Source organism: Pseudopedobacter saltans DSM 12145 (genome assembly GCF_000190735.1).
Taxonomy (GTDB): domain Bacteria; phylum Bacteroidota; class Bacteroidia; order Sphingobacteriales; family Sphingobacteriaceae; genus Pseudopedobacter; species Pseudopedobacter saltans.
Genome location: NC_015177.1, coordinates 363,322 through 387,212, shown reverse-complemented (window position 1 = coordinate 387,212; position 23,891 = coordinate 363,322). Strand labels below are relative to the sequence as shown.

Sequence of the window (23,891 nt, the reverse complement as noted above, 5' to 3'; positions counted from 1 at the left end):
TTGAATAAGCATCTGTAATCAAACTAAGATAGATAAAACCTTTTTTGTTTTTAAATAGGTAATATCGCTCACCCATATTTCTTCTGCCATTATAGCTTTACGTCTTTGCACCAGATCCGGCCATTTCTTAAAATGATGAAAGGAATTGGTCGTTCTGGCATATAATCTCCGGGGCTTAACCAGCAAATTATTTTCCTTTAATAAGCAGAAAAAAGCATCTCTTCCCATCGAAATCTGATGAGCAGATAGGAATTTTTGCAGCATGGAGTGCATCTTAAGGCCGCCGATGTGGGGCAATTCACTTTTTATTTGTCGAACCTGTTCTATCACTAAAGTTCTTTGTAGTTGTTTCTGTCCCTTATTTTCAGCTAGCTGATACCAACCTTGACGACTTTTACCAAACAAAGCACAAATTGTTGTTAGGGAAATTTCATGATATATTTCTTTCATTTGTCCTACTGTTTGGTACCAGGCTTTTTTACAATATCTACCCCCATTTCCCGTTCGGCATTACGAATGAGCATTTCTAATGCGGTGATCTTAAGTTTTGCCAACGCTAATTCCTCTTCAAGCTTAGCGGTGTTTGAGGGCGTTAATTCCGCAGGAGAACTTGTCTCTGGGGCTGGGTCAGGATGATGCTTATTGTACCACTTTACAAAGTAAAATACATTGTCTGAATTTAAATTGTATTTCTTGCCAACCTGACTGGCGCTATAGTCACCCAAAATATATTCTCGGGCAACTGCAATTTTAAAACTGTCTTCGAATAAAGGAGTACGACCTTTGCTCTTTCCTTTTCTTGGTTTTTCCATTGTTCTTTAAAGTTAGGATTTTGTCCAAACTTGTAAAGTGGATTTAGGAACGGACACTGTTATTAAGCTATACATCCCGAACCAAACACCTATCTGTATTACAGGAGATACTGTTCTAAAACAAAAAAGCCGGGAACAATGCTCCCGGCTTAATTTAAAAAGATAATATATTATGGTTTAACGTTTGCTTCATTCACTACGCTATTCAAATAAACTTCAATATTTGAATAACCTGATTTTGTAATCTTTGATGCATCGGACGGATCATTTGGGTTTAATTTCATTTTCTTCTCGTACTCGTCTGGCATACCGTCATTGTCTGAATCTTTGTAAGGTTGTCCTTTATACTCCGGATACCCCCCCACTTGAGATATATCGGTGATAATACCTAGTTTGTAAGAATCTAATGGAAGTCTCCTGTGTTCGAATTGACTGGTTGGAGCTACAACACCTTTTAAAGGATTCACTTTTCCTGTTTTTACAGTTTCCACAATTCTGGTATCAACCGGATCTCTTTTGGGTAAAGTTGCACCCGCATTTGACAAAACATAGCTGTAAGCTTTTTCTGTTGGAATAATAGAAATTACCGGCATAGGCAGTGGTTTGCTTACTTTAGATTTCATCATAAAATCTTTGTATTCTGCACCCTGGGTTAAGTTTCCTTTTTTATCGTAAAACTGTACACCACCGTCCCAATTGTTCTTGGTTACCTTATCATAACCTTCTACGATATTTCCTTCTACGTAAGCTCTTCCAAAAACCATATAATCCAATTTACTTCTACCGGACTCTGGTTTTAAAATACGGTAACTTATAGGTTGGTTTACCGGGGTTGCTGGCCCCGGTTTAAAATAGTTATTGATAATATTGTACTGTGCTGTATAATCTCCTCCATCTATAGATCTGTGGACCCAGTTGAAAATCACATTATTGGTAAAATTGAAAATCCCATTCCAACCAATAGACGGGTTTCTTGCTGCATTATTTGCCCAAAGGTTACGCATAAATGTACAATTTTCACCTCCTAAAGTACTTCCAAATGCGTGGTTCCATGTATCTAAAGCTTCAGAGAATATAGAATTCTGAATCGTGATATTTACTGTACCCAATTTAACTTCCTGCTTCCCTGTACTGTCATTATACATATGGCGATACATCGACATGTTTTCGTCCAAACCCCAGCTTGCAGAAACATGGTCGATCATGATATTTCCTACCGGGTTTCCGCCAATAGCATCATCTCTTCTTCCTACGTAAGTTTCACCACGTCTGAAACGCATGTAACGAATGACTACGTCATGGGTATCAATCCATACTGATTCACCTGCGACACAAACACCATCGCCCGGAGCCGTTTGTCCCGCAATAGTAACATATGGGGCTCTTATGATAAGTGGTGTTTTTAACCTGATAATACCTGCTACATTAAATACAATGATTCTGGCTCCGCCTTGCTCACAAGCCCAACGCAAAGAACCTTCTCCACTATCGTTAAGATTGGTTACAACATAAACCTTTCCCCCACGACCGCCAAAAGAATAAGCACCGCCACCTTCTGCACCCGGAAAAGCTGGAATTTCTGCCTGAGGAAGATCTGTGGGTCTTCCCGCCCATGGAATAAATGGTCGGTTATTTTCTTTTGCTTCTTTTTCAATGATTACTTTAGCTTTTTCCCAGGCTAAATCAGAGCTTTTACGAGCTTCGTCCATCATTGCTTTAGATTTCTGCTGAACGTCTGCCGGAATTTTTGGATACTGAGCCTGAGCAACTCCTCCAACTAATAAAAACATTGTAGCCAAAGCATATGGCAACGATTTCTTCTTCATCTATTGTATATTTTAGGATAATATATTTTTCTCTATCAAGGAAAGAATAATATGATTAAATCAAATTTAATCACATATGGCTATTGCTTGCTATATAATTTTTACCAGGTGTTGTAGGATGTTAGCTTTATTATAAAACTAGAAAAACCAATCTGAAATTCAGATTGGTTTTGTAGATTTCTATATATATTTTTATTTTACTAGCCTTCGCTATCTTTTTTATAACTTCTTTGTTTCCTATAAAAATAATGATAAATACGTTTATTGCAACCAGCGTGGATCTCCCTGCTGAGCAGCTTTTACAGTGGGATTACCTACTGTAAAAATACCATTATTTGGATCAACATATTGTGGATCTAAACTGGTATTCCCTACATTATTTGCTGTAGAAATTGAGTTAGTAAAGTTTCCTGAATTTGTGCCAAAAGTGTTATTATTGTTTGCCTTAACTACAGCTCCAGTACCTGAGATTGAATTATTATTATTACTTGTCTTGTTACTTATAATATTATTGGAAAGGGTTACATCAACTCCTGGTGCCTGAGTCCTCAAAAATGCCCCTCCATTACAGATACTATTAAAAGTGTTTTTGTTAATAATAACCTTCGATCCACCAAGAGCAGATGCGGTATTATCTGTTCTAAAAAAAGCTCTCGCTAACTTCCAAAAACTACTATTCTCCAAGAGAATATTGCCTATAGTTCCCGAGCGATAATCTATAAAATCTCCTCCTGCATTACCAAAATCATGAAATAAGGAATTTCTAATTATAAGATGATGAATTCCGGGAGACAAAGCACCTTCCGGTAGATTTCCAGCAGTAGAGGTTTGGGTAAAAATCAATCCAGATTCTGCACCTGACAAATCGGAATTCTCAATAGTAACGGTTATTGTTGAATTTACATAAGAAACTCCTATTATATGTTTATTATAGTCAGTATTGGTTGCAGTATTAGCTTTACTCGTGGAAATAATCTTTAATCCAGAAATAGCGAATGAAGAAATATTACCTTTTAACCAAAAATTCTTTAATGTAATCGTCGGTGTAACGGTACTCCCTACTTCCGGCTTTAATGTCAAAGATTTATTTGTTATTCTTACCGTTTCTAAATCTGCTCCAGAAAAATCATATACAGCTCCTCCGAAATTAATTACATCTCCAGAATTAGCGGCATCAACAGCATCCTGGAGTGTTTCATATACTATTGGGCTAGAGTTTATAGTAATTCTTTCATTGATATCTCTTGTTGTGAATGATATCACTCCTTTTCTGTTATCATTCTCATTTATTAACGCCGTATAAACCGTAGCAGCACTTAGACCTGTTATAGTAACTGTCTTATTAGCTTTATCTGTTGTAGATAATTGAAAAGGTGCTAAAGGGCTGCCATTTAATGGAATCAAAACAATATTGTTGACACTACCTGATACAGGATTATCCCATTTTAAAGTAACATTGGTAGCTTTCACATCTGCCCTCACTAATGGCTTAAAAATACTTTCTAATTGCAAAGATTTACTAGAAAAATCTGATGTAAGTACAATATTTTTTGCCACAGCCTTAACACGGACATAATATTCAGTAACTAAATTAACATTCTTAAACAAATAACCTCTTTCTGTTGCACCGATTGAATCTGATTTTGCGACAGCGGCAAAATTTTTATCATAAGACAGCTGAACTACAAATTTAGAAATGTTTGAGTCATCAGAATATTCCCACGCCACTTCCAAATCCGCTTCTTTCGTCGCTATATTTGAAATTACAGGCGTTGGGACTGCATAAAGCATATCTGGACCTAACGCCTTTTTACATGAAGAAAAAATTAATGCAAAAAATAGAATTAAAGGCGCCGAGTATGTAAACAGTTTTGTTTTCATATTTATATCGTTTTTATTAAAGGAAAGTATGTATCATACTTTCCTTTATTTTGACATTAGTTTAAGGGATTGAAATCTCCTCCCCAAGTATTATTTTGTTTTAACTTATTATTATTTTGTATTGCATTACTTGGAATCGCAAAGAAGTAATACTCTGGTTTATGATTGATATCAAAGCCATCTTTCACCCATTCTGTTACAGTAAAATAGTTTGTATACAAATTATCTAAATTTTGACTATTGATATCTGACGTAACAGAAGTTGGAGTATTATAAGCTAATTGGATTCTTACTCCTTTTCTTCTTGTTCCATTTAAAGCGGACTCAAAAAGTTTCCATCGCCTTAAATCCCAAAAACGTTTACCTTCGAAAGCCAATTCTATCTTTCTTTCATAAAGCACGGCTTCGAACAGAGCAGACCGATCTGTATCTAAATTAGTATTTAGACCATATCGATTATTGGATCCAGCATCAATTCCAGCTCTTTTTCTAATTGCCTTCAATAACTCTACTGATTCCAAGTTTTTATTTACTCCACATGCTGCTTCTGCTAAATTTAATAATACTTCTGCATATCTTATTTCAATCCAATCAGTGCCAGAGAATGCTAAATCGTTTAATTGCGTATTCGGGTTTACTGCTTTTCTCAAATAGAAACCCGTATTTGAGGCGTTAGGTTCTATTGTTTTATCAATATCACCGTTTGATTTAGATGTGTAATAAGTCCAAAGTCTGTAACTGGCATTACCATTTATAGGCCATGCACAACCATTATAAGCAATAGTTTTATCAAAGCGAGGATCTCTATTTTTATAAAAAGTTTTCACATCATAAGTATAGGCTCCAACCTCATTTATTTTTTTACCATCTTTCATAGGATAAGATTGAACCATATCCCAAGTTGGTGCATTGGAGCCACCGCCGCTACTACTTAAATACACAGGCCTAGTTTGTTGATCATATGTGTTATTCTTTTTCTCATCGTTCCCTGTCTTTGTATTATATCCTGTAACAAACACTGCTTCTGGATTATTTACTTCAGAGAACCATAATTGATCGTAAGAAGCATTTAAACCAAATCCATTAGCATCCAATAACTGCTTTGCTACTAGATTAGCGTCATAAGCAGCTTGCCATCTTTCCTGTAAATTGTTAGGATTGAATTGAGGGCTAGCGTAAAACAGTAAAATTCGTCCCTTAAATGCAGCAGCTGCCCCTTTTGTAATACGGCCCCAGTCTGCATTTGGCCAACGACCAGGACAATTTTCAATTGCAAAATCCAAATCAGCAATCATTTGTGTAAAACACTCAGATGTAGTATTTCTAGGTAAGAAATTGTTTTCTTTATTAGAACCTATTGGATTCATAGGCTCTAAAACTAAAGGAACTCCTCCATATAAGCGCACTAAATCAAAATACCTAAACGCTCTTAAGAAAAGTGCTTCTCCGAGCATTTTATTCTTCACATTCTCGGGCATGGATCCGGCCTTAACATCTCTTATAAATTCGTTTATTTTCCTAATTTTCGCCCAATTGTTAGAAGTACTCAAACCCGTACCAAAATCACCTATAGAGGTTTCCACTACCGTTCCTTGCAACAAAATATTAGATCCTTGAGCTTCATCTGTCCATGTGCCATTATAATTTATAGTACCTCCTGTATTACCAAACCACGCAGGTAAATTATTATCATATATAAAGCTTAAATTCAAAAAAGCCAACGTCGAATCCTTAAAAATCAGTTCGCCATCAATACTTGTTAAATCTTTCTTATCAAGAACTTTCTGACAACTTGACATTCCAATCATTGCCATTATAAGTATCGTTCCTAAGACTATGTTTTTAGTAAATTTCATCTCTTTCAACTGTTAAAATCCAATATTTAAACCGAATGATACTGTTCTTACAACAGGATACACATTAAAGGATCCTGAATAGTATTTATAATCTTTAAATGGATTATAGACGTTAAATGGATTTGTGGAAACCACATATACCCTAGTACTATTCACTCCTACTTTTTTGCTCACTTTATCTGGTAGTTTATATGATAAATTCAAGTTTGAAATATTAATCGTTGTAGCATTTCTAAACCAGAATGAAGAAAGCACAGAATTTTGTTGATAATAATATGGATTAGGATATTTAGCATTTGGTGTTTCAACACTCCAATGATCGGCCCAAAAAGCTGGCTTATTAACAGTAGATGTTGCTCTGGCCCTTGCATCTCCCTCTACATAACTTTGCCCTCCCCAGTTAATACCTGAAGTTATCCCTAAACTTAAAGCTCTATAAGAAATATTAAAATTAAGTCCAATACCAAAATGATTGCTTTCCTTTTTTGTTAAATAGGTTTGGTCATTCTCGTCAATTTTACCATCAGGCTGTGTCAAATCTCCCCCTGTTCGCGCTCCAGAAATATCTTCATAGTATAACATACCTGGTGCAGGAGTTCTTCCAAAAATTGTAAATCCGGGATGATCCGCTAAAAATGCGTCAACTTCATCTTGTGTCCTAAAAAAACCAGCATACTTATAACCATACACCCCCATATCAGTAGATCTATTCGTCTTATCCAACATTGTCCCAATACTTGAAGCGGCTTGATCTATTTTTATAGGTTTATCATCATACCAATTAAAAAATGTATTTATGTTATAAGACCAATCTTTACCTACTTTGTCTCTCCATCCTAAGCTAAACTCTGTTCCAAAAGTGTTTATTGTTGAATAATTTTCTGAAGGTAACTGCTCTCCTACCAACAAGGATATAGAAGAAGTTAATTGAGTTAACATATTGTAATTATGGTCATGATAATAATCAGCACCAAATGTTAATCTATCTTTTAAGAATCTAGCCTCAACCCCTAAACTAGTTTTAGTTACATTATCCCAAGTAGCATCTCTATTAGCTATACCATTTTGATTAAAAATGATTCCCCTTGCTGCATCTCCTCCAAAAACTGCACTTCTTTGAGTTTGTTTGCGATATCTCGTATACCATTGAAAAGGCCTAGTTCTATCAGCTCCCACAAAACCTATAGCGCCTCTAATTTTCAGGAAATCTATAAAGGAAACATTATCTCTAAAAAAGCTCTCTTTTGAAATAATCCAACCTGCTGAAAAAGAAGGAAAATATCCCCATCTGTTTTCCGGAGCAAATTTCGTAGATGCATCGGCCCTAAAAGTTGCTTCAAACAGATACTTTTCTTCATAATTATATTGAAATCTGCCCACATACGATAAATATCCGTTCTCCGACTCTGATTGGGATTGCATTACAGACGTTCCCGTAAAATATGCCATATTATCTTCTCCCCCCAAAATGGGGTTCTCTATATATGTAGCTACGCCATCAGCATATGATTCTCTTTGCTCAACCATTGCCATTGCTGATATATTATGTTTACCAAAAGAACGGGCATAGCTCGCCTGAGCATTAATTTGATACCCCTCATCCATCGTTGGATTAAAACGTAACATATAACCATTTTTCAACTGCACACTTCCTGTTACATCTCCACCATAAATATGTCTATGATCTCCCAACATTGAAAATCTATAAACGTTATACGCAGTTCCATACTGTTTCCCAAAACTATTGTTCTTATTATTACTATAAGTTCCTTTTAAAGTCAACCCCTTTATAAATGGAACATCATAGGCTAAGTTCATATTTACATTTAAACCAGTTGCTTTAGATTGAGTATAATCTCCTGACTTCTGTACTTCGAAAAAATGAAAATTTTCAGTATTGGCACTTGTTCCTGATGTTAGCAAAACAGGTAGTCCATTAATATATGGTGGATTAAATTGCGGGGTTTGTAAAAGAGCTAATACATCTTTCTCTACGCTTTCCCCTCCTTGTTTTAACCAATATTGTTTTGACGTTCCTACATTTCCACTAACAGAAAAGTCCGCTTTAATATTCTTGCCTATTTTAACATTTGTACTAGCTCTATACGTCCACCTATCTTTAAATACATTTTCCAAATTAGCATCTTGAACATTATAGGTTATTCCAGCATAATAAGTTGCTTTATCCGTTCCTCCACTAGCGTTCACAGTATGCCTATTAATCATTGAGGTTTTCCAAGCCATATCTAGCCAATCATAGTTGTTATTTTTAAAATATTCCAACTCATCTGGGCTATATATCGATTGATCTGTAATGGCTTTTCCATCCGTAAAATTATATGTATTTAAATATCTTGCTTGATCATAACCAGACATCATTTTTGGCAACATTGCTGCGTCCGTAAGACCTACCGAACCGCTATATGAAAATATTGGAGCACCAATTTTACCTCTTTTTGTCTTAACTAAAATAGCCCCTTGGTTACCATTAACTCCATAAATAGCCGCAGCAGCATCTTTCAACACTGTAATACTCTCGATCTCTGACTGATCTAAATTATTAAACTCATCTTCCGTCCTAATAATATCGTCAATAACATATAATGGAGAGAGAGTCCCTCCATCCTTAGAATATAGGCGAGGTTGGCGTATCTGAATAGAAGCATTCGCATTAGGACGAGATTGCCCACCTTGCACAGACAATCCTGCCATCTGCCCTCTTAGTGCTGCTGCTAAACTTGCTACGGGAATATCATTTACCGCATCCATATTGATCGTTTCTATAGCATGGGTAGTTGTTTCCTTTTTTTGCGAACCATATCCTACTACCACGACCTCATTTAATGACGAAGTAGACTCTTCTAAAACAACATTTAAATTAGAGTTCCCTGTAGACTTAACCTCCTTAGATTGAAACCCTAAAAAGCTAAACACCAATGTTTCATTCCCATTTGGGAGGTTCAATCTAAAAACACCATTAATATCTGTAGCAGTCGATGTTTTTGTCCCTTTAATTGTTACAGTTACCCCTGGTAAAGGTTCGCCTTTGCTGTCTTTAACCGTTCCCGTAACATTAATAAAACGGGCAGCTTCTTTGCCATACTCTGCCAAATCTTTGTCTTTAGCTTCCTTAGCTTGAGCGCTTGGCAGAACAAGAGCGAACATTAAAGGCACACACGCTACCTTAAACCTTCTGCTGTTTCTCTGCAGCTTTTGTAAAGATAATTCCATTGCTTTTCTCTTTTTCAAATTAATGTGATTTGATATGGTTTATAATGATCTATATATTAATTACTTATTCTAACAGGTTTGCATTGTTTAATCTCAAGTTTACTTGAAGAATCCTAAGATAGTAGACTATTAGTGTTGCTACTTATACAATATTATCAATAGATTGTATAATATTATTCAGAACTAACTATCTTTAAACTATACTGAATAAAATCCGATAAAAACAGTATCAATATACAGTAATCCTATTATCAGGCACACAATTATCTATTCTATCGAACTCAATCATCTATTCAAGCATTCTTTCTGTAATTATTATTTAGGTTTCTATTTCAGTTATTATACTCCATCTTATGGAAGTCTTCAGAGACGCATATATTTATAACGGATTAATCAAAGCTAAGATTGAAACCTGCTTATTTCTTATAGGATTTTCCCTTTATACTATAGGATTTTATCACAGACAATAACAAGATATTTACAAATAAAAAAGGCAGTAGTTTTTTTATCTACTGCCTTTTAAGAAGTTATTAAATTTTATTAATTATACCCATTATTTTGGTATCCGTTTGGATTGCTAATGGCATCCATTTGTACCTGTGGAATAGGTCTTACTCCATGTGTTCCATCTACAAAGTATTGACCAACATCAGGATTTTTCTCTGTTAAGTAAGCTTTAGTTAATTTACCAGTTCTTTTTAAATCATACCATCTACCATACTCACCGCATAATTCTCTAGCTCTTTCGTCTAACAAAAACTGCAGATTAATATCTCCGACACTAATTTGTTGTGCAGCAACTCTGGTACGCAAAGCATTTACATAACCGGCAGCAACAGTATTAGCCCCTCTTAAATAAAACTCCGCTTCGGCAGCAATTAAATACACTTCACCTAACCTCATAACAGTAGAATACGCATCGCTAGTAATACGGTCTACCCTATTATTGTACATGGTCAGCGACCCTGAATTGAACTTAGTTAAAGAAGGATAAAAACGTAAAAACGGATTCTCTACTTCTCCTGGATTACGGTTTACCCTAGTGTATTTCATTTTCACTCTATTATCGGCACCGTAAAGGTCGTTCATATCAACCCATAAATAGTTTTGCGCCAATTTATTTGGATTGGTAGTTGCGTAATCAGCCTCTCCAGAACGCGCAAATCTAATCCCATTTGCACCGGTAGGAATTACCGTACCCACAGTAATATTAGCAGCTCTATCAAATTGCGTAATAGCATCTTGATTCCATGCGTAATTTGTAGCTGTAGCTTTCCATTCTGTTTGAAAAGACAGTGCATATCTAGGGTCTAAAGAACCATCGGCATTTTTAAATACATCTAATAAATATTTAGAAGGCATAAAATCGCCGCCAGACCAACCACCTACTTTAGCTTTATCTGCATCGGCATTAGATATTGCACCAAAATAGGTTGGTGTAGAATAAAAACGTTTAAAATCTTTATTATGGTCATAAACGTTTGTAGATCCATAATTTGGAGAATACGTTAATTGGTATAAAGCTTCTTTATTGGATTTATTATTAGCCGCATTAAAATTATCTACAAAACTACCATACAAACCGGTTTGATAAGCACCAGCGTTATCAATTAGATTTTTAGCAGTAGACAATGCTTCTTCTAAAAACTCTTGTGTATTGTATTCTTTAGTTTGTAAAGCTGCTTTAGCTAATAAACCCAAAGCTGCCTTTTTAGATGGACGACCAACTTCTACAGGTGTCACTGGTAAGTTTTGCACTGCAATACGTAAATCGGGCAAAATAGCTTTTTTATAAATCTCTAAAGCCGTAGTCTTTACAGAATTTAAATCGGCAGCTTTAGTTTCACTTAAAGCTAAAGGACAATCACCAAACTGCTCTACTAAATGGAAATAATATAAAGCTCTTAAAAAATGAGCTTCAGCTACTCTCGTTTTCTTCTCGTCTTCAGAAGCGAAACCTTTTACAACGTCTGCCCTATTTATTATAATATTACAATAGTTGATAGCATCGTAAGCACCAATCCAAAAGTCTTTTGCCATATCTATAGGCATAGCACCACCAGAAGCATATTTAAAGTAATTTTGGTTGTTGTTAGAGTTTAAATCGGCAGTCCAAATATCGGTTCCAGCTTCGGTAACTAACAATAAGTTTCTGCCGTAGAAATAACGCGATAAATCAAAGTAACAGCTATTTAATAATTTGATATAGCCGTCTTTATATTCGGCCATTTTATCTACTGTTACTCCAGAGGGGTTATATTCGTCTAAAGAACAAGAACTAAACAACATTCCTGCCCCTAATATATATGCTAAAATATTTCTCTTTTTCATTGTTGTCTAAATTAGAAAGTTACGTTAAGACCAAATACAAATTGTTTTGTTAAAGGAAAGTTATCAGAACCATTCCCTTCAGGATCTTGATACTTTAACAATTTACTTTTAGAAAAAATAAATGGATTGTTAGCTGTAGTGTATAAACGCACTTTTTGCATAGCTATTTTCTTAATTACATTTTGTGGTAAATTGTAACCTAATGTGATATTTCTAATTTTAAAGTAAGAACCATCGACATATTTTAACGCATCAAAACCAATGTATCCAGAAGTAGTAGAATATAAACCTGGTCTAGGTAAATAAGCTCCAGGATTTTCTGGTGTCCAGTAGTCTAAATCGTCTGGGCTATTACCTGTATTTAATAATGGATTGTATCTAGTGATTAAATTACTAGCAATCATTTGTCCCCAACGAGCCGTTACAAAAATACTTACATCCCAATTTTTATAGATAAAGTTATTTTGTAAACCACCAGTCCATGAAGGTACACGAGAACCTAAAACTTGTCTATCATTAGTACCGTAAGTATGGGTACCGTCTGGCTTAAATGTACCATCGGTAGCTAATTTTAGCCCCCCTGGTTTAGAATTGTATAAAGCAGCTTCTGCAGCTTCGCTTTCTTGCCAAATCCCCAAATATTTATAATCATAAAAAGAACCAACTGGTTGCCCTAAAAAGAAACCTTCAGAAATTAAATCTTTACCACCTGGTAATTTTGTAATTTTCTCTTTTGTGGTCGTAAAAGTAACGGCTGTAGACCATGTAAAGTCTTTACGATTAACATTACGAGTATTTAATAAAATCTCTAAACCTTTATTATTGGTTTCGCCAAGGTTTTGCCACATTTTAAATGGCGAACCCCACGAACCACCTAGAGAAGCAGGAATGGTACGATTTAATAAAATATCTTTAGTATCGGTATTATAAGCATCAACCGACAAGCTAATTAATCCTTTAAGAAACTCCGCATCAACACCTAAATTAGATGTATAAGATTTTTCCCATCCAAGAGCAGTATTAGCCATTGCTTGATTAATGATAAATGACGGTGCTTTATTATCTCCAAAACCTACCGCCTGAGGAGCATTAAAGCCACCACCTTGTACAGAGTAAGCAGGAATACCCGCATTAGCTGTAACTCCATAACCTAAACGTAATTTTAAGTTAGAAATAGCAGTAACATCTTTTAAGAAATTTTCTTCGCTAATTCTCCACGCCAAAGCTGCTGCAGGAAACACATCCCACTGACTGCCTTTTGATAACTGAGAAACACCATCCCAACGGTTAGAGAATGTAGCTAAATATTTTCCTTTATAATTATAATTTAATCTAGCTACATAAGATAAAGATTGACTACCAACATAAGAAGATCTGATTGTTTGTCTAGATGTTGCTGCACTTAAATTATAAAAAGAATAAGAATCTAAATCGAAACCCGAACCACCTGCAAAAGAGCTTTCTGCTTGGTTTTTAGCCCAAGAAGTTACTCCTGTAATGTTAAATTTATGATCGTTATTGATATCAAACTCGTAACCTAAAATATTTTCCCAACGGTAGTTCACATATCTGCTATTGTCTATTACCGCTGCAGGAACTGAAAAGCCTGCCTCCACGTTAGCGATAGATTGTGGACCAAAAAATTTACCAGTTCTACCTGACCCTAAAGTAGCCCCTAGAATAGATCTAAAGGATAAGCCTTTTATAGGTTTAATATCTACAAAACCATTACCCGCAAAATAATTATTTAATGTATTATTTACGTATTGATTGGCAATCTGATCTGACAATGGGTTAACCACACTATTTACAGGAATGTATTTTACAGTTCCATCTTCGTTAAAAGCATCTCCTAAAGGCAAATAAGTTAAGGCATTACCAAAAATATTTTGTGCTCCTTGGTTATTTATAGAATGAGTAAACTGTAAATTAGAACCTACTTTTACTGCCTTAGAAATAGTATGATCTATATTTCCTCTTACAGCATATTTAGAAAAATCATCTTTAGCAACTAATCCTTCTTCCTTATTGTAGTTTACAGATAAATAAGCTGTAGTTTTTTCGGTACCTCCATTTATAGATAAGCTATAATTTTGCTGAAGACCATCTTTTAAAGCCAAATCTACCCAATCTACCCATTTACCTGCTTCATAAGCTGCTAAATGATCTGGATTGGTAAAAATTTCGCTCATAAATTCAGGGTAATTGCCTTTTTGAGTACGGTAAGCTTCACGTTTTAGATTGATATAAGCATCTCCTTGTAAGCCATGTGGATATTTAGGAAAACCATTGTATCCAAAATAAGAATCGAAGGCTACCGTAGTTTTTCCTTCTTTACCTTTTTTAGTAGTAATAAACACTACCCCATTAGCCCCCGCAGAACCATAAATTGCTGTTGCAGAAGCATCTTTAGCCACATCTATAGTTTCTATATCGCTAGGGTTCAATTGAGAAAAATCGCCAGGAATACCATCAATAATATATAAAGGTGTACTATTACCAGAAAGACTTCTTTGCCCCCTAACAGTAACATTCACGCCCGAACCAGCTCTACCAGAAGACTTCATCACTTCCATACCAGAAACCTTACTTTGCATAGCATCCATAACGTTAGACGTTGGCGTACGCATAATTTCTTCGGCTTTAACAGAAGCTACCGCTCCTGTTAAATCTTTTTTCTTAACTGTTCCATAACCAATAACCACTACCTCGTCTAATTTTGAAATTTCCTCTTCCAACACGACAGTCATATTAGTTTGACCGGACGCAGAAACTTCTTTGGTTTTAAATCCTAAATAACTAAAAACTAATGTTTCATTCCCAACGGGAAGATTTAAAGTGTAAACACCATTTACATTAGTTACTGCAGACAGTGTGCCTCCTTTCACTTTAACTAAAACTCCCGGCAAGGGAACTCCTGCATTATCCTTAACTGTTCCTGTAATTTTTGCAAATTTAACTCCGTTTATAGCTTTAACAGACGTTCGGAGATTAGCAGACCCATATGCAGACCCGTCTGCATAGGCCAAACCTGGCAAAAAAACCGCCATTAGCAATGGCATCGTTTTCAACCGTGATTTTTGTAATAAAGTCCTCATAACCCTTTCTAATTCAATTGGTGTTTTGTTTATATATAACAAACAGTTCAAAAGCTGCCCAAACAGGTAGTAATCTGAAACTGCATTAGCTTATTCTTATAATAAAAAGATCAATCCAACAGATATCACATAGCCTTATGCGCCAGGACTATGTAGCTCCCTTCCCCGTTTGATCTATAAAAAGTCAATTTAAATTGACTGAAGAACATTCCTGTAACTCTCCTATATATGTGAATAGAGCTACAGAAATCGTTTATTTATTTTTTCCCGGCATTGGCCCTAATCCTCTCTTGCCACTCTTTACCCGCCTTATTCATATCAATTCCCTGTCCGGATAAATAGTTATTAATTTTGCCCTTATATTTTCCAAACATATGGTGTTTTTCTTTTGATCCTGGTTCATCCATAGCCAGCTCTCTCGCTTCTGTCAAATACTTTAATATTGTTGCCTTTTGCTCTTCGGTTAGTTGGGGTAACATTTCATTGTAGGCTTTGATAGTAATAGGTAAAACGCCATAGGTCATACCATTTTTCACTTTCTCTAACTGTCCATCATTAACTTGTCTGGACAATTTAGCAATGTAGTGTTTATGAATTTTTCTTAGCTTCTTATTCTCCTTATCCTCGTACTCTTTGACTTTAGAATCTCTTAACTCTTTTTGCGAACTGTACTTCTCTTTAATAAGTTTAATATTCTGAGCCTTAACTTCGTGGTGAGTATTTAAATCCCGGTATTGCTGAACAACGATAGTTCTAACTTTATAGTATTTAGCTGAGTCTGTAATATTTAAATCGTCGATAATTTTACCGGCTCTTTGAGTGATAACTTTTGTGTAATCTTCATTTTGTTGATCTTTTGTTTTTTGTGCAGAAGCAACTTGTAAAGAAAAAATCAGAACGATAACACTTAATATTCTTTTTATTAACAGGCTCATAATATTTAAATAATATGTTATATCAAAGCTCCTGAAATGAATGAGAGAATTTTTATTAGTTATTACCCTTTATTTATACTATATTATCATTATATATTTTTTGTATATTAGTCGCTTATCTTATATTGGATTCAGACAGTTAATAAAAATCTTATATGAAACCTTTATTCCGAAAAGTCCCTGTCAAACTAGAAAGCTCATTTTCTGTAAGACACGACATCATGCCGAACTTCGGAAACATATGGCACTATCATGCCGAATTGGAATTACACTATACGATCCGCGGAGAAGGAGTAAGATTCATAGGTGATAATATCAGCAATTTTTACCCTGGCGAAATTATTTTAGTTGGTGAGAATCTTTCTCATGCATGGCGATGTAAAGAAGAGTATTATCAAAACAATCCTGATTATGAAATTGAGGCAATAGTCATTCAGTTCCTACCAGATTGTTTAGGTAAAGCATTTTTAAGCTTACCCGAAGCATATCTTATACCGAAACTGTATGAGAAAGCTAAAAATGGCTTAAAGATTAACGGTGAAACTCACCGGGAAATAGCGACTCTAATGCGAGAATGTGTTGAGGCTGATGGTTTAGATAGAGTAATTGTATTACTAAAAATATTAAAGGTGTTGGCCAAAAGTGAAGAATGTGACACGATCGTAAAAACCCAAAGTGCCTTTCATCAATCCAACGAAGCGGATACTATTCGTCTTAATAATGTATTCAACTACACTCATACTCATTACAAAAAGGATATATCATTAGAAGAGATCGCCAATATATCTAACCTTAGCGTTACATCTTTTTGCCGTTATTTTAAAATGATGACTAAAAAGACTTATTACGATTTCTTAATCGAAATACGCATAAGTCACGCTTGTCGCTTATTGGTTGAAAATAAACTCCCTACGGAAGTTATTTGTTTCGAATGTGGTTTCAACAATGTATCTAATTTCTACAGACATTTTAAAAAGGTTACCGGAATGACTCCGTTAGATTATAAAAAGAAATACCTGAATAGAAACTGATGGAATTTTAAATGTTTAGTTTCTAATGTTGAAAAACCGCAAAGAACACTAAAATTTTCACAAAGTACACGAAGTTCTTTTACTCTGCACTTTGTACACTTTGCGCACTTTGTGGTTATTCAACTAAACTTCGGTCTCCCGACTTCGGACATCTACTTCATACTAACTACCAGATACTACGAAAACTACTGAACATCCAAACCATCCACATAAACATCCTTTGCATCAATAGCTTTTAAACGAACTTTGTAAGTCCCTGCATTGATCATAGTTCCGGTATTGGTATTGAAATAATTCCACTTTCCTTCTCTCGTTGGATCCAACTGAATGAGTTCCGCCGGCATTAAAACCATTCCGTCCAAAGTCACTACTTCAACACTGGCGGTTTTAACTTCTTTAAATGGATTATGATATTTAAAAGTCAGCGAATAAACGTCTGCCACACCAACTTTTATCTCAAATTCTATAACAGCATTATCTTTTCTAAAAATCAGCCTGTCTTGTTTTAAAAAATCTATTTTTTCAATTCCATCCCCTTGCTTTAAAGTATTGGCCTTATAGGTGGTTGCCGTTTTTAAATCGTATGCTGGTTGTAACCCGTTTATTTCATTAAAGAAAAGTATATAATTTGGAAAATCAAGTTTTTCAAAATTCAGTACTTCACCTTTTTCTGCCCGTTTTACATAAACATTAAACTGTTCTCCTATATTGTTTTTAAACGATTCTTTGGTGTCATCAAAACCTTGAGGAACATAAGCCTTAAAAGGAGTCTTTTTAATCGCCAGATAAACCGTTGTTTTTTCTTTCAGTTTTAGGCTGACATTTTCTTTTATAGCTGTATTTACTAAATATTCACTTCCAAATAATGCCGGAGTTAACGTAGAGAAGCTTCTATCTACACTGTACTTGTTCCCTATGTCTGCCCATTTTTTCAGTACAATCTGATTGTTCTCTTCCACAAACTCGCTAAAAACAGATCTTGCCTTAATAACAGATTGATCTTTGGTAGCAATAGCAATAGCCGAAATCAATGCTTGTCCGGCTTTGACATTTGGAAAATGAATCATAAGTTTTCCATCTTTCGATTTTGCTGAAATAACTTTCTTTAAAACCTGATCATGGCGAGCTTCTTTCCATATATCCAGATTTTTTATTTTTATTTCATCGTTTACAGCAATGTCAAACAGTCTCCATTTAGAGGCATCTGTACCACCACCTGTTCCCAACCAGGGTTCTATAAAAAACAATTCAACCTGATATTCTCCATCAGGAACCTCAAATTCAAATTTCAATTCGTCTCTTCCATATCGGAATTCCTGAAATAATCCCCAATCTCTGGTATTCGAAATTGGGTCGAAAGTTCTTCGCTGACTGGCAAAGAAAGTTGGAATTCCCGGAAAAGCATTTGTCCAGGAAGAAAATCCATAGGCATTAGAAGTTGTTTTTCTTCTATCGGCCAGCCATACATTTCCGAACTGATCGGTATAATCTCCGCCACCGCAATTATATCTATAGATATAATTCAAACCTGTTGTGGGTTTAATCAGTCCGCTGTCCTCAAAAGCATAAAGCGCTTCGAAATTCGGAGATCGCGTCAGATTGTTTAATACAAGCACATCTTTGGCTACAGCTTTCCCTTCAACATAGCCAACCGCATAAAGTACATTGTATTTTATAAACACGTTATTAAATACGAAATGCTTTCCCAAACCCGGATTTTTTTGTCTGGCTAAAACCGGTCCGTCAATATCATTCATCAATGCTACTTCATCACAATTTGAATAAATATTGATATTATTCTTTACCCCGGCACTGTTCCAACGCTCTGGCCAGGTATGTGATGCTATATAAAGCATGGGTTCCTTTTGTTTGGATGCAAAGTTTGCTTTAAACATATACAATGCATCAGTCGGTTCTTCCCAGGGTGTTAATAAACCTTTATAGTTTACAGGACCAACTCTATCCAACTCGCGTAAACCCTCGCCGCCTTGTACACGTCCCGGATTATCGTGAGATGTCCACAACCAGAAATAATGGCCGGCTACTTCATTTTTCACCGAATCAGCCAAACGCACCTTGGTTTCCATGATATGTGTAAAACGGTCTTCGTTATAATCCTGTACATTTGGTAAATGCGGACCTTCGGAATGTAAATCTAAAGTTCTCCACGCACCATATTCTCCCACTAAAACCTGACGTTTCAAATCTTCGCCATAGGCAGCAGGCAAACCTCCGTAAGTTCCCGTCCAGTTTTGCGGAACGTCCCAGTCTGTTCCTTTTCCACCGTTACAGGTAGTTACTAAACGCTGTTTAGAAGCCGTTGGATCCAGACTTCTGATCAGTTCGGTACATTCTCTGGCAAAATCTTCCGGAATAGTGCTTTCATTCTGTAATCCCCATAAAATAACTGATGGACTGTTTCTTCTTTCCTTCACCCAATCTATTAAAAGACTTTTAAAATTCTTTTTAAACGCTGGATTATCGAACCATATATGTGCCGATAACTGGGTCCATAATAAAACGCCATTGGCATCCCAAAATTCCTGGTAGCGCAAATTATGTGGCTGGTGCCCTTCTCTAAAAGAATTAAAACCTGCTGATTTCATTTGAGAAGCTCTCGAATAAACCTGTTCGTCAGAAAATGCGTGAGAATTTCCTATTAAATGTTCGTACTCTGCAATTCCGTTCAGGAATACAGTTTTCCCATTCAGCATAAAGGTTTTTCCTCCATTCGGAGTCAATCCTAGAGGCCAGCTTACCCATCTAATTCCGTAAGGTGTTTTTATCTCATCTATCACCTGATTATTTTCCAAAATCTGGGTTTTTAAGGTATACAGATATGGATTTTCCAAATCCCATAAAATAGGATTCGCTATTTTAGGAGACTGTTGTTTAACGACAAGTTGCTGTAATCCTTTTAAATTCTGTGCATGATTTAGTTGAAATACCGAATTTCCTTTGGCATCTAAAAAGCTCTGCCTGATCGTTACTTTTTTCGATTTCGATCCATAATTTTTAATTTCCGTAGTCAGATGTAAGGTGGCTTCTTTTTCAGAAATCTGGTCATCGTTCCAGATATGCACACCAAAAGGCTCAACCTTTACATCGTTGGTTACGATTAATTGGACAGGACGAAAAATACCCATTGGTTGTGATCCTTCAGAAAAACCTCTTTCCGATGAACATCCACCATCTACCCAAGGCAAATCTCTGATCTCGGCCGGATGATCGGCCCTTACAGCCAAAATATTCTCCTGATTATTCAACAAAATTTCCTTTGAAATATCCAAAGTAAAAGTTGTTCTGCCACCGGCATGATAACCTACCTGTTTACCGTTTAACCATACCGTGGCGTAAGATCCTACTCCCTCAAAAAACAGGAAATATTTTTTATTGGTGTTTGGTTGATCTTCTATTTTGAACGTTTTCCTATACCAGGCATAACCATGTCTGTTACCATGCAAAAGCCTTCTGTATCCTGCGTATTTATCCCAATTATGCGGAACGTTTACTTTCTTCCAATCTTTGTCATTAAATGATGCCTGATTAAAGTCGTTGTATTTTTCTTTATCAAAATCATCAGCAACAGTTCTCCACTCATTATTTAAGGAAATGGATTTCCTTATCTCTGTTGCATTAGATAAGTAAAAAGAAATTAATAAAAATATGCTTGTTAATCCGCTTCTCAATAAATTCATTTTCTATATAAAGTAAAAATTCAAAAACCTTATGTTCTTTAAATTGTCTTCGCTTTTAATTGTTCTGGTTTGTTACGAGGCTTAATATGATATGTCTATTAAATCAAGAAACAAACGAATAATATTCAGTGTAACGACTATAACTCAATTTACCAGGCGATACCTGGAAAGTTTCATATCAAATCTTTTGCAATAATCATTTCCCGAAAGCATTGGGGACTACCATTAATATTTTAATTAAAGCACTAATAATAAGATTACTTCGTTCCTCGCAATGACAAAAATCGAAAGTCATTGCGAGGAACGAAGCAATCTCTAACTGTAACGTCGTCCATATTAATTTCTCGATGAATAGACTTTACCCCTCATTTGATATTACAACTTCTGCAAACCACCGTCAAAAGTATAAACTTTTCCTTTTTCAGTTTTAAAGTCCTTCTCTAAAGTTCCAACTTTCAAACGGCAATTTCCTCCTGCCAAAGATTTAACCGTTAACTTTTGCAACTTGCCTTTTGACCACGAGAAATCCAGCTCAAAACCACCTCTTGCTTTCAGCCCTTTAACTTCGCCAGTTTGTAAAGCTCGAGGCAAAGCGGGTAAAATTTCTATAAAAGAAGTATGACTTTGCACCAACATTTCTGCAATGCCCGCCGCTCCACCAAAGTTACCGTCTATTTGAAAAGGCGGATGTGCGTCAAACAGATTTGGATAAGATCCACCACTTTTTCCAGCCGGTGCCAACAACATCTGCATCATTTTGTAAGTATGCTCACCGTCTCTCAACCTCGCCCAGAAATTGATTTTCCACGCCAGGCTCCATCCGGTTCCATCATCACCTCTAAACTTTAAAGTTTGTTTGGTAGCTTCCAATAAATCAGGAGTCGTTTCCCAATTGATCTCATTTCCAGGATGCAATGCCCACAAATGAGAAACGTGACGATGCTTATCGTTTCTATCATCTACATCAACCATCCACTCCTGTAACTGCCCATACTTACCAATTTTATTTGGTAAAATTTGTTGTTTTTTAGTTTGGATTTCCTTTCTCAAATCCTCATCTAAACCTAAAGCCGCACTCACATTTACAAAACCATCAAATAAAGCCCTGATGATTTGATGATCCATGGTTGGACCTGCAACCAAACCGCCATGCTCAGGCGAGTTCGACGGAGTGCTAATCAAACATCCGCTTATTGGATCTACAACTAAAAAGTCTTTATAGAATAGTACCGAATTTTTGATAATCGGATAATACTTTTTCAGAAAAGCTTGGTCTTTTGTAAAAGCATAATGTTCTAAAAGATGTGTTGTTAACCATGCACCTCCCGTTGGCCAAATTCCATGATTGGAATTATTTATTGGTGCAGCTCCGCGCCAGATATCCGTATTGTGGTGTAGAACCCAGCCCGGAAGATTATAATAGTTTTTAGCTGTTTCGGCTCCACTTTTGGATAAATCTTCTATCATCCCAAAGAGTGGCTGGTGTAAATCGGAAAGGTTCAGCATTTCCGACAGCCAGTAATTCATTTCCACATTAATATTTGTGGTGTATTTACTTCCCCATGAAGGCGCCAACAGATGATTCCAGATACCCTGCAAATTAGCTGGCTGTGTATTGGCTCTGGATGATGAGATCAATAAATAGCGTCCGTATTGAGCATACAAAGCCAATAAAGCGGGATCATTAGCTGTTTTTGAAAATTCCCGAATGCGTTCATCTGTCGGTAAATCCTCTCTGGAATTTCCTCCAAAACTTAAACTGAAACGATTGTATAAACTTGTATAATCCTGTAGATGGTTTTGTTTTAAAGTCTGATAATCCAGATTTTTAGCAGATGCTAAAGTCTGTTGATTTTTAACAGATGGCTTTCCGGAAACGTCGTGAAAATTCACAAAATTAGTTGCGGCAAATAGCATTAAAGTCGCTTCATCTGCACCTTCTACAACCAGCTGATTATTTTTAACACTTATCTTTCCATTCTTATTTTTTAAATGCAGAATACTTTCGCCAAACAGTGCTCCGTATTTAACTTTTACATCCAAAGCAATAGTGCGATCATCTATTTTACGAATGCTTTTTTGTGAATGCGGAGAATCAAAAGATGCTGTAAAAGTTACATTTTTCGGCTGATTAGCTTCCAGATGAATCACCAAAGTATTTTGAGGAGCATTTACAAAATACGTTCTTGTATAATTTGTTCCTTTATGGCTATAAGATGTTTTAGCCAGAGCGGAATTCAAATCCAGTTCGCGTTTATAGTTTGTATATTCCTGATGTTTAAAGTTCAGATAAATATCACCAAAAGGCTGATAACTTGCCTGATAAACCGCAGGAGCCGGAGGATTATCATCCTGAACCCAGTACTTCCAGTTTCCGTTTAAAGAAATTCCTTCTTTTACAGATTTCCCTTTTGGAAACACTCCTATATGTTGGGTGGTATCTTTATATCCTGAAATACCACCTTTATCAATAAAATTGATTACCTGAACAGCAACCATATTTTTTCCAGGCTTTAGATATTTAGCCGGAATAGTGTAATTTCTTTTTACGTCGTCCCCTTCTGAATGACCAACCAAATGCCCGTTTATATAGGTATAATCTACCTGTCTGATTTTATTTAAGTCCAGTATTAAATCCTGACCTTTCCAATTAGCAGGCAGAGTAAACTGCGTTCTAAACCATAACGCACCATCCAGACCTTCTAAACCCAAAGTTTCCCAGCCTTCATAAGTCGGTACGTAAAAGCCTTTCCATGCTTTATCATTAAAACTAGCAGCGGCCGGCCCTTTCGGGTTCAGCCTCGTTTTCTCTATTTCTTTCAACCATGCTTCCTTATCTCCTGCTTCGCTTTTCAATCCCATAAACTCCTGCATAGCCAAAGCTTCAGCTTCGCGCTGCTTACCTTGCTGCAAAAGTGTTCTAATCTGCGGGAGATATTTATAAGCATCTGGTTTATTATAGTTTCGCGGACTTCCGGTCCATAAGGTTTCTTCGTTAAACTGGATTCTGTCTTGTGCCACACCTCCAAAAATCATGGCTCCGATTTTACCATTTCCAATAGGCAAAGCTTCTGTCCATTCTTTTGCAGGTTGTTTATACCACAAGACATTTTTTGATTGCTGAGCTTGAGAGACGAAAGTACTTCCCAAACCCAAACATATTAGAATCGCCTTTAACGCAGTTTTATTCAT

At 35.9% G+C, this 23,891-nt stretch carries 12 protein-coding genes; 1 reads left to right on the top strand and 11 read right to left on the bottom strand.

The window, feature by feature from the left end:
• Window positions 1-18 precede the first annotated feature (18 nt).
• From PEDSA_RS20040 to PEDSA_RS01530, 9 genes are all read right to left on the bottom strand, one after another.
• Window positions 19-450, bottom strand: coding sequence for a hypothetical protein (locus tag PEDSA_RS20040; protein ID WP_041536934.1), 432 nt, complete (start codon window positions 448-450; stop codon window positions 19-21).
• A 5-nt stretch (window positions 451-455) separates the two neighbouring features.
• Window positions 456-812: a transposase gene (locus tag PEDSA_RS01565; protein WP_013631395.1), complete on the bottom strand. Its 357-nt coding sequence runs from the start codon at window positions 810-812 to the stop codon at window positions 456-458.
• Between the two features lie 170 nt (window positions 813-982).
• Window positions 983-2,638: a polysaccharide lyase domain-containing protein gene (locus tag PEDSA_RS01560; RefSeq protein WP_013631394.1), complete on the bottom strand. Its 1,656-nt coding sequence runs from the start codon at window positions 2,636-2,638 to the stop codon at window positions 983-985.
• 261 nt (window positions 2,639-2,899) lie between these two features.
• Entirely contained in the window at window positions 2,900-4,519 is a 1,620-nt protein-coding gene (locus PEDSA_RS01555; RefSeq protein ID WP_013631393.1) for a DUF5123 domain-containing protein, read from the bottom strand.
• 56 nt (window positions 4,520-4,575) lie between these two features.
• Window positions 4,576-6,375, bottom strand: coding sequence for a RagB/SusD family nutrient uptake outer membrane protein (locus PEDSA_RS01550; protein WP_013631392.1), 1,800 nt, complete (start codon window positions 6,373-6,375; stop codon window positions 4,576-4,578).
• 12 nt (window positions 6,376-6,387) lie between these two features.
• Complete coding sequence (locus tag PEDSA_RS01545) at window positions 6,388-9,624, bottom strand: SusC/RagA family TonB-linked outer membrane protein (RefSeq protein ID WP_148233482.1); 3,237 nt, start codon at window positions 9,622-9,624, stop codon at window positions 6,388-6,390.
• A gap of 522 nt (window positions 9,625-10,146) precedes the next feature.
• Window positions 10,147-11,937, bottom strand: coding sequence for a RagB/SusD family nutrient uptake outer membrane protein (locus tag PEDSA_RS01540; RefSeq protein WP_013631390.1), 1,791 nt, complete (start codon window positions 11,935-11,937; stop codon window positions 10,147-10,149).
• 11 nt (window positions 11,938-11,948) lie between these two features.
• Complete coding sequence (locus PEDSA_RS01535; protein WP_013631389.1) at window positions 11,949-15,035, bottom strand: SusC/RagA family TonB-linked outer membrane protein; 3,087 nt, start codon at window positions 15,033-15,035, stop codon at window positions 11,949-11,951.
• 257 nt (window positions 15,036-15,292) lie between these two features.
• Window positions 15,293-15,970: a DUF3826 domain-containing protein gene (locus PEDSA_RS01530; protein WP_013631388.1), complete on the bottom strand. Its 678-nt coding sequence runs from the start codon at window positions 15,968-15,970 to the stop codon at window positions 15,293-15,295.
• 155 nt (window positions 15,971-16,125) lie between these two features.
• On the opposite strand from PEDSA_RS01530, the gene PEDSA_RS01525 reads away from it, so the two are divergent.
• Window positions 16,126-17,001, top strand: a complete 876-nt coding sequence (locus PEDSA_RS01525; protein ID WP_013631387.1) for an AraC family transcriptional regulator — start codon at window positions 16,126-16,128, stop codon at window positions 16,999-17,001.
• 185 nt (window positions 17,002-17,186) lie between these two features.
• On the opposite strand, the gene PEDSA_RS01520 is transcribed toward PEDSA_RS01525, so the two are convergent.
• Together PEDSA_RS01520 and PEDSA_RS01515 are read right to left on the bottom strand one after the other, a co-directional pair.
• Window positions 17,187-20,699 carry a malectin domain-containing carbohydrate-binding protein gene (locus PEDSA_RS01520; RefSeq protein ID WP_013631386.1) on the bottom strand — a complete coding sequence of 1,171 codons (3,513 nt, stop codon included), beginning with the start codon at window positions 20,697-20,699 and terminating at the stop codon, window positions 17,187-17,189.
• A gap of 375 nt (window positions 20,700-21,074) precedes the next feature.
• Entirely contained in the window at window positions 21,075-23,891 is a 2,817-nt protein-coding gene (locus tag PEDSA_RS01515) for a glycoside hydrolase family 95 protein (RefSeq protein ID WP_013631385.1), read from the bottom strand.

What these genes read in the sequence shown, in the direction of transcription:
- PEDSA_RS20040 (WP_041536934.1), bottom strand. Translation starts at nt 450, where the DNA reads ATGAAAGAAATATATCATGAAATTTCCCTAACAACAATTTGTGCTTTG.
- PEDSA_RS01565 (WP_013631395.1), bottom strand. Translation starts at nt 812, where the DNA reads ATGGAAAAACCAAGAAAAGGAAAGAGCAAAGGTCGTACTCCTTTATTC.
- PEDSA_RS01560 (WP_013631394.1), bottom strand. Translation starts at nt 2,638, where the DNA reads ATGAAGAAGAAATCGTTGCCATATGCTTTGGCTACAATGTTTTTATTA.
- PEDSA_RS01555 (WP_013631393.1), bottom strand. Translation starts at nt 4,519, where the DNA reads ATGAAAACAAAACTGTTTACATACTCGGCGCCTTTAATTCTATTTTTT.
- PEDSA_RS01550 (WP_013631392.1), bottom strand. Translation starts at nt 6,375, where the DNA reads ATGAAATTTACTAAAAACATAGTCTTAGGAACGATACTTATAATGGCA.
- PEDSA_RS01540 (WP_013631390.1), bottom strand. Translation starts at nt 11,937, where the DNA reads ATGAAAAAGAGAAATATTTTAGCATATATATTAGGGGCAGGAATGTTG.
- PEDSA_RS01535 (WP_013631389.1), bottom strand. Translation starts at nt 15,035, where the DNA reads ATGAGGACTTTATTACAAAAATCACGGTTGAAAACGATGCCATTGCTA.
- PEDSA_RS01530 (WP_013631388.1), bottom strand. Translation starts at nt 15,970, where the DNA reads ATGAGCCTGTTAATAAAAAGAATATTAAGTGTTATCGTTCTGATTTTT.
- PEDSA_RS01525 (WP_013631387.1), top strand. Translation starts at nt 16,126, where the DNA reads ATGAAACCTTTATTCCGAAAAGTCCCTGTCAAACTAGAAAGCTCATTT.
- PEDSA_RS01520 (WP_013631386.1), bottom strand. Translation starts at nt 20,699, where the DNA reads ATGAATTTATTGAGAAGCGGATTAACAAGCATATTTTTATTAATTTCT.
- PEDSA_RS01515 (WP_013631385.1), bottom strand. Translation starts at nt 23,891, where the DNA reads ATGAATAAAACTGCGTTAAAGGCGATTCTAATATGTTTGGGTTTGGGA.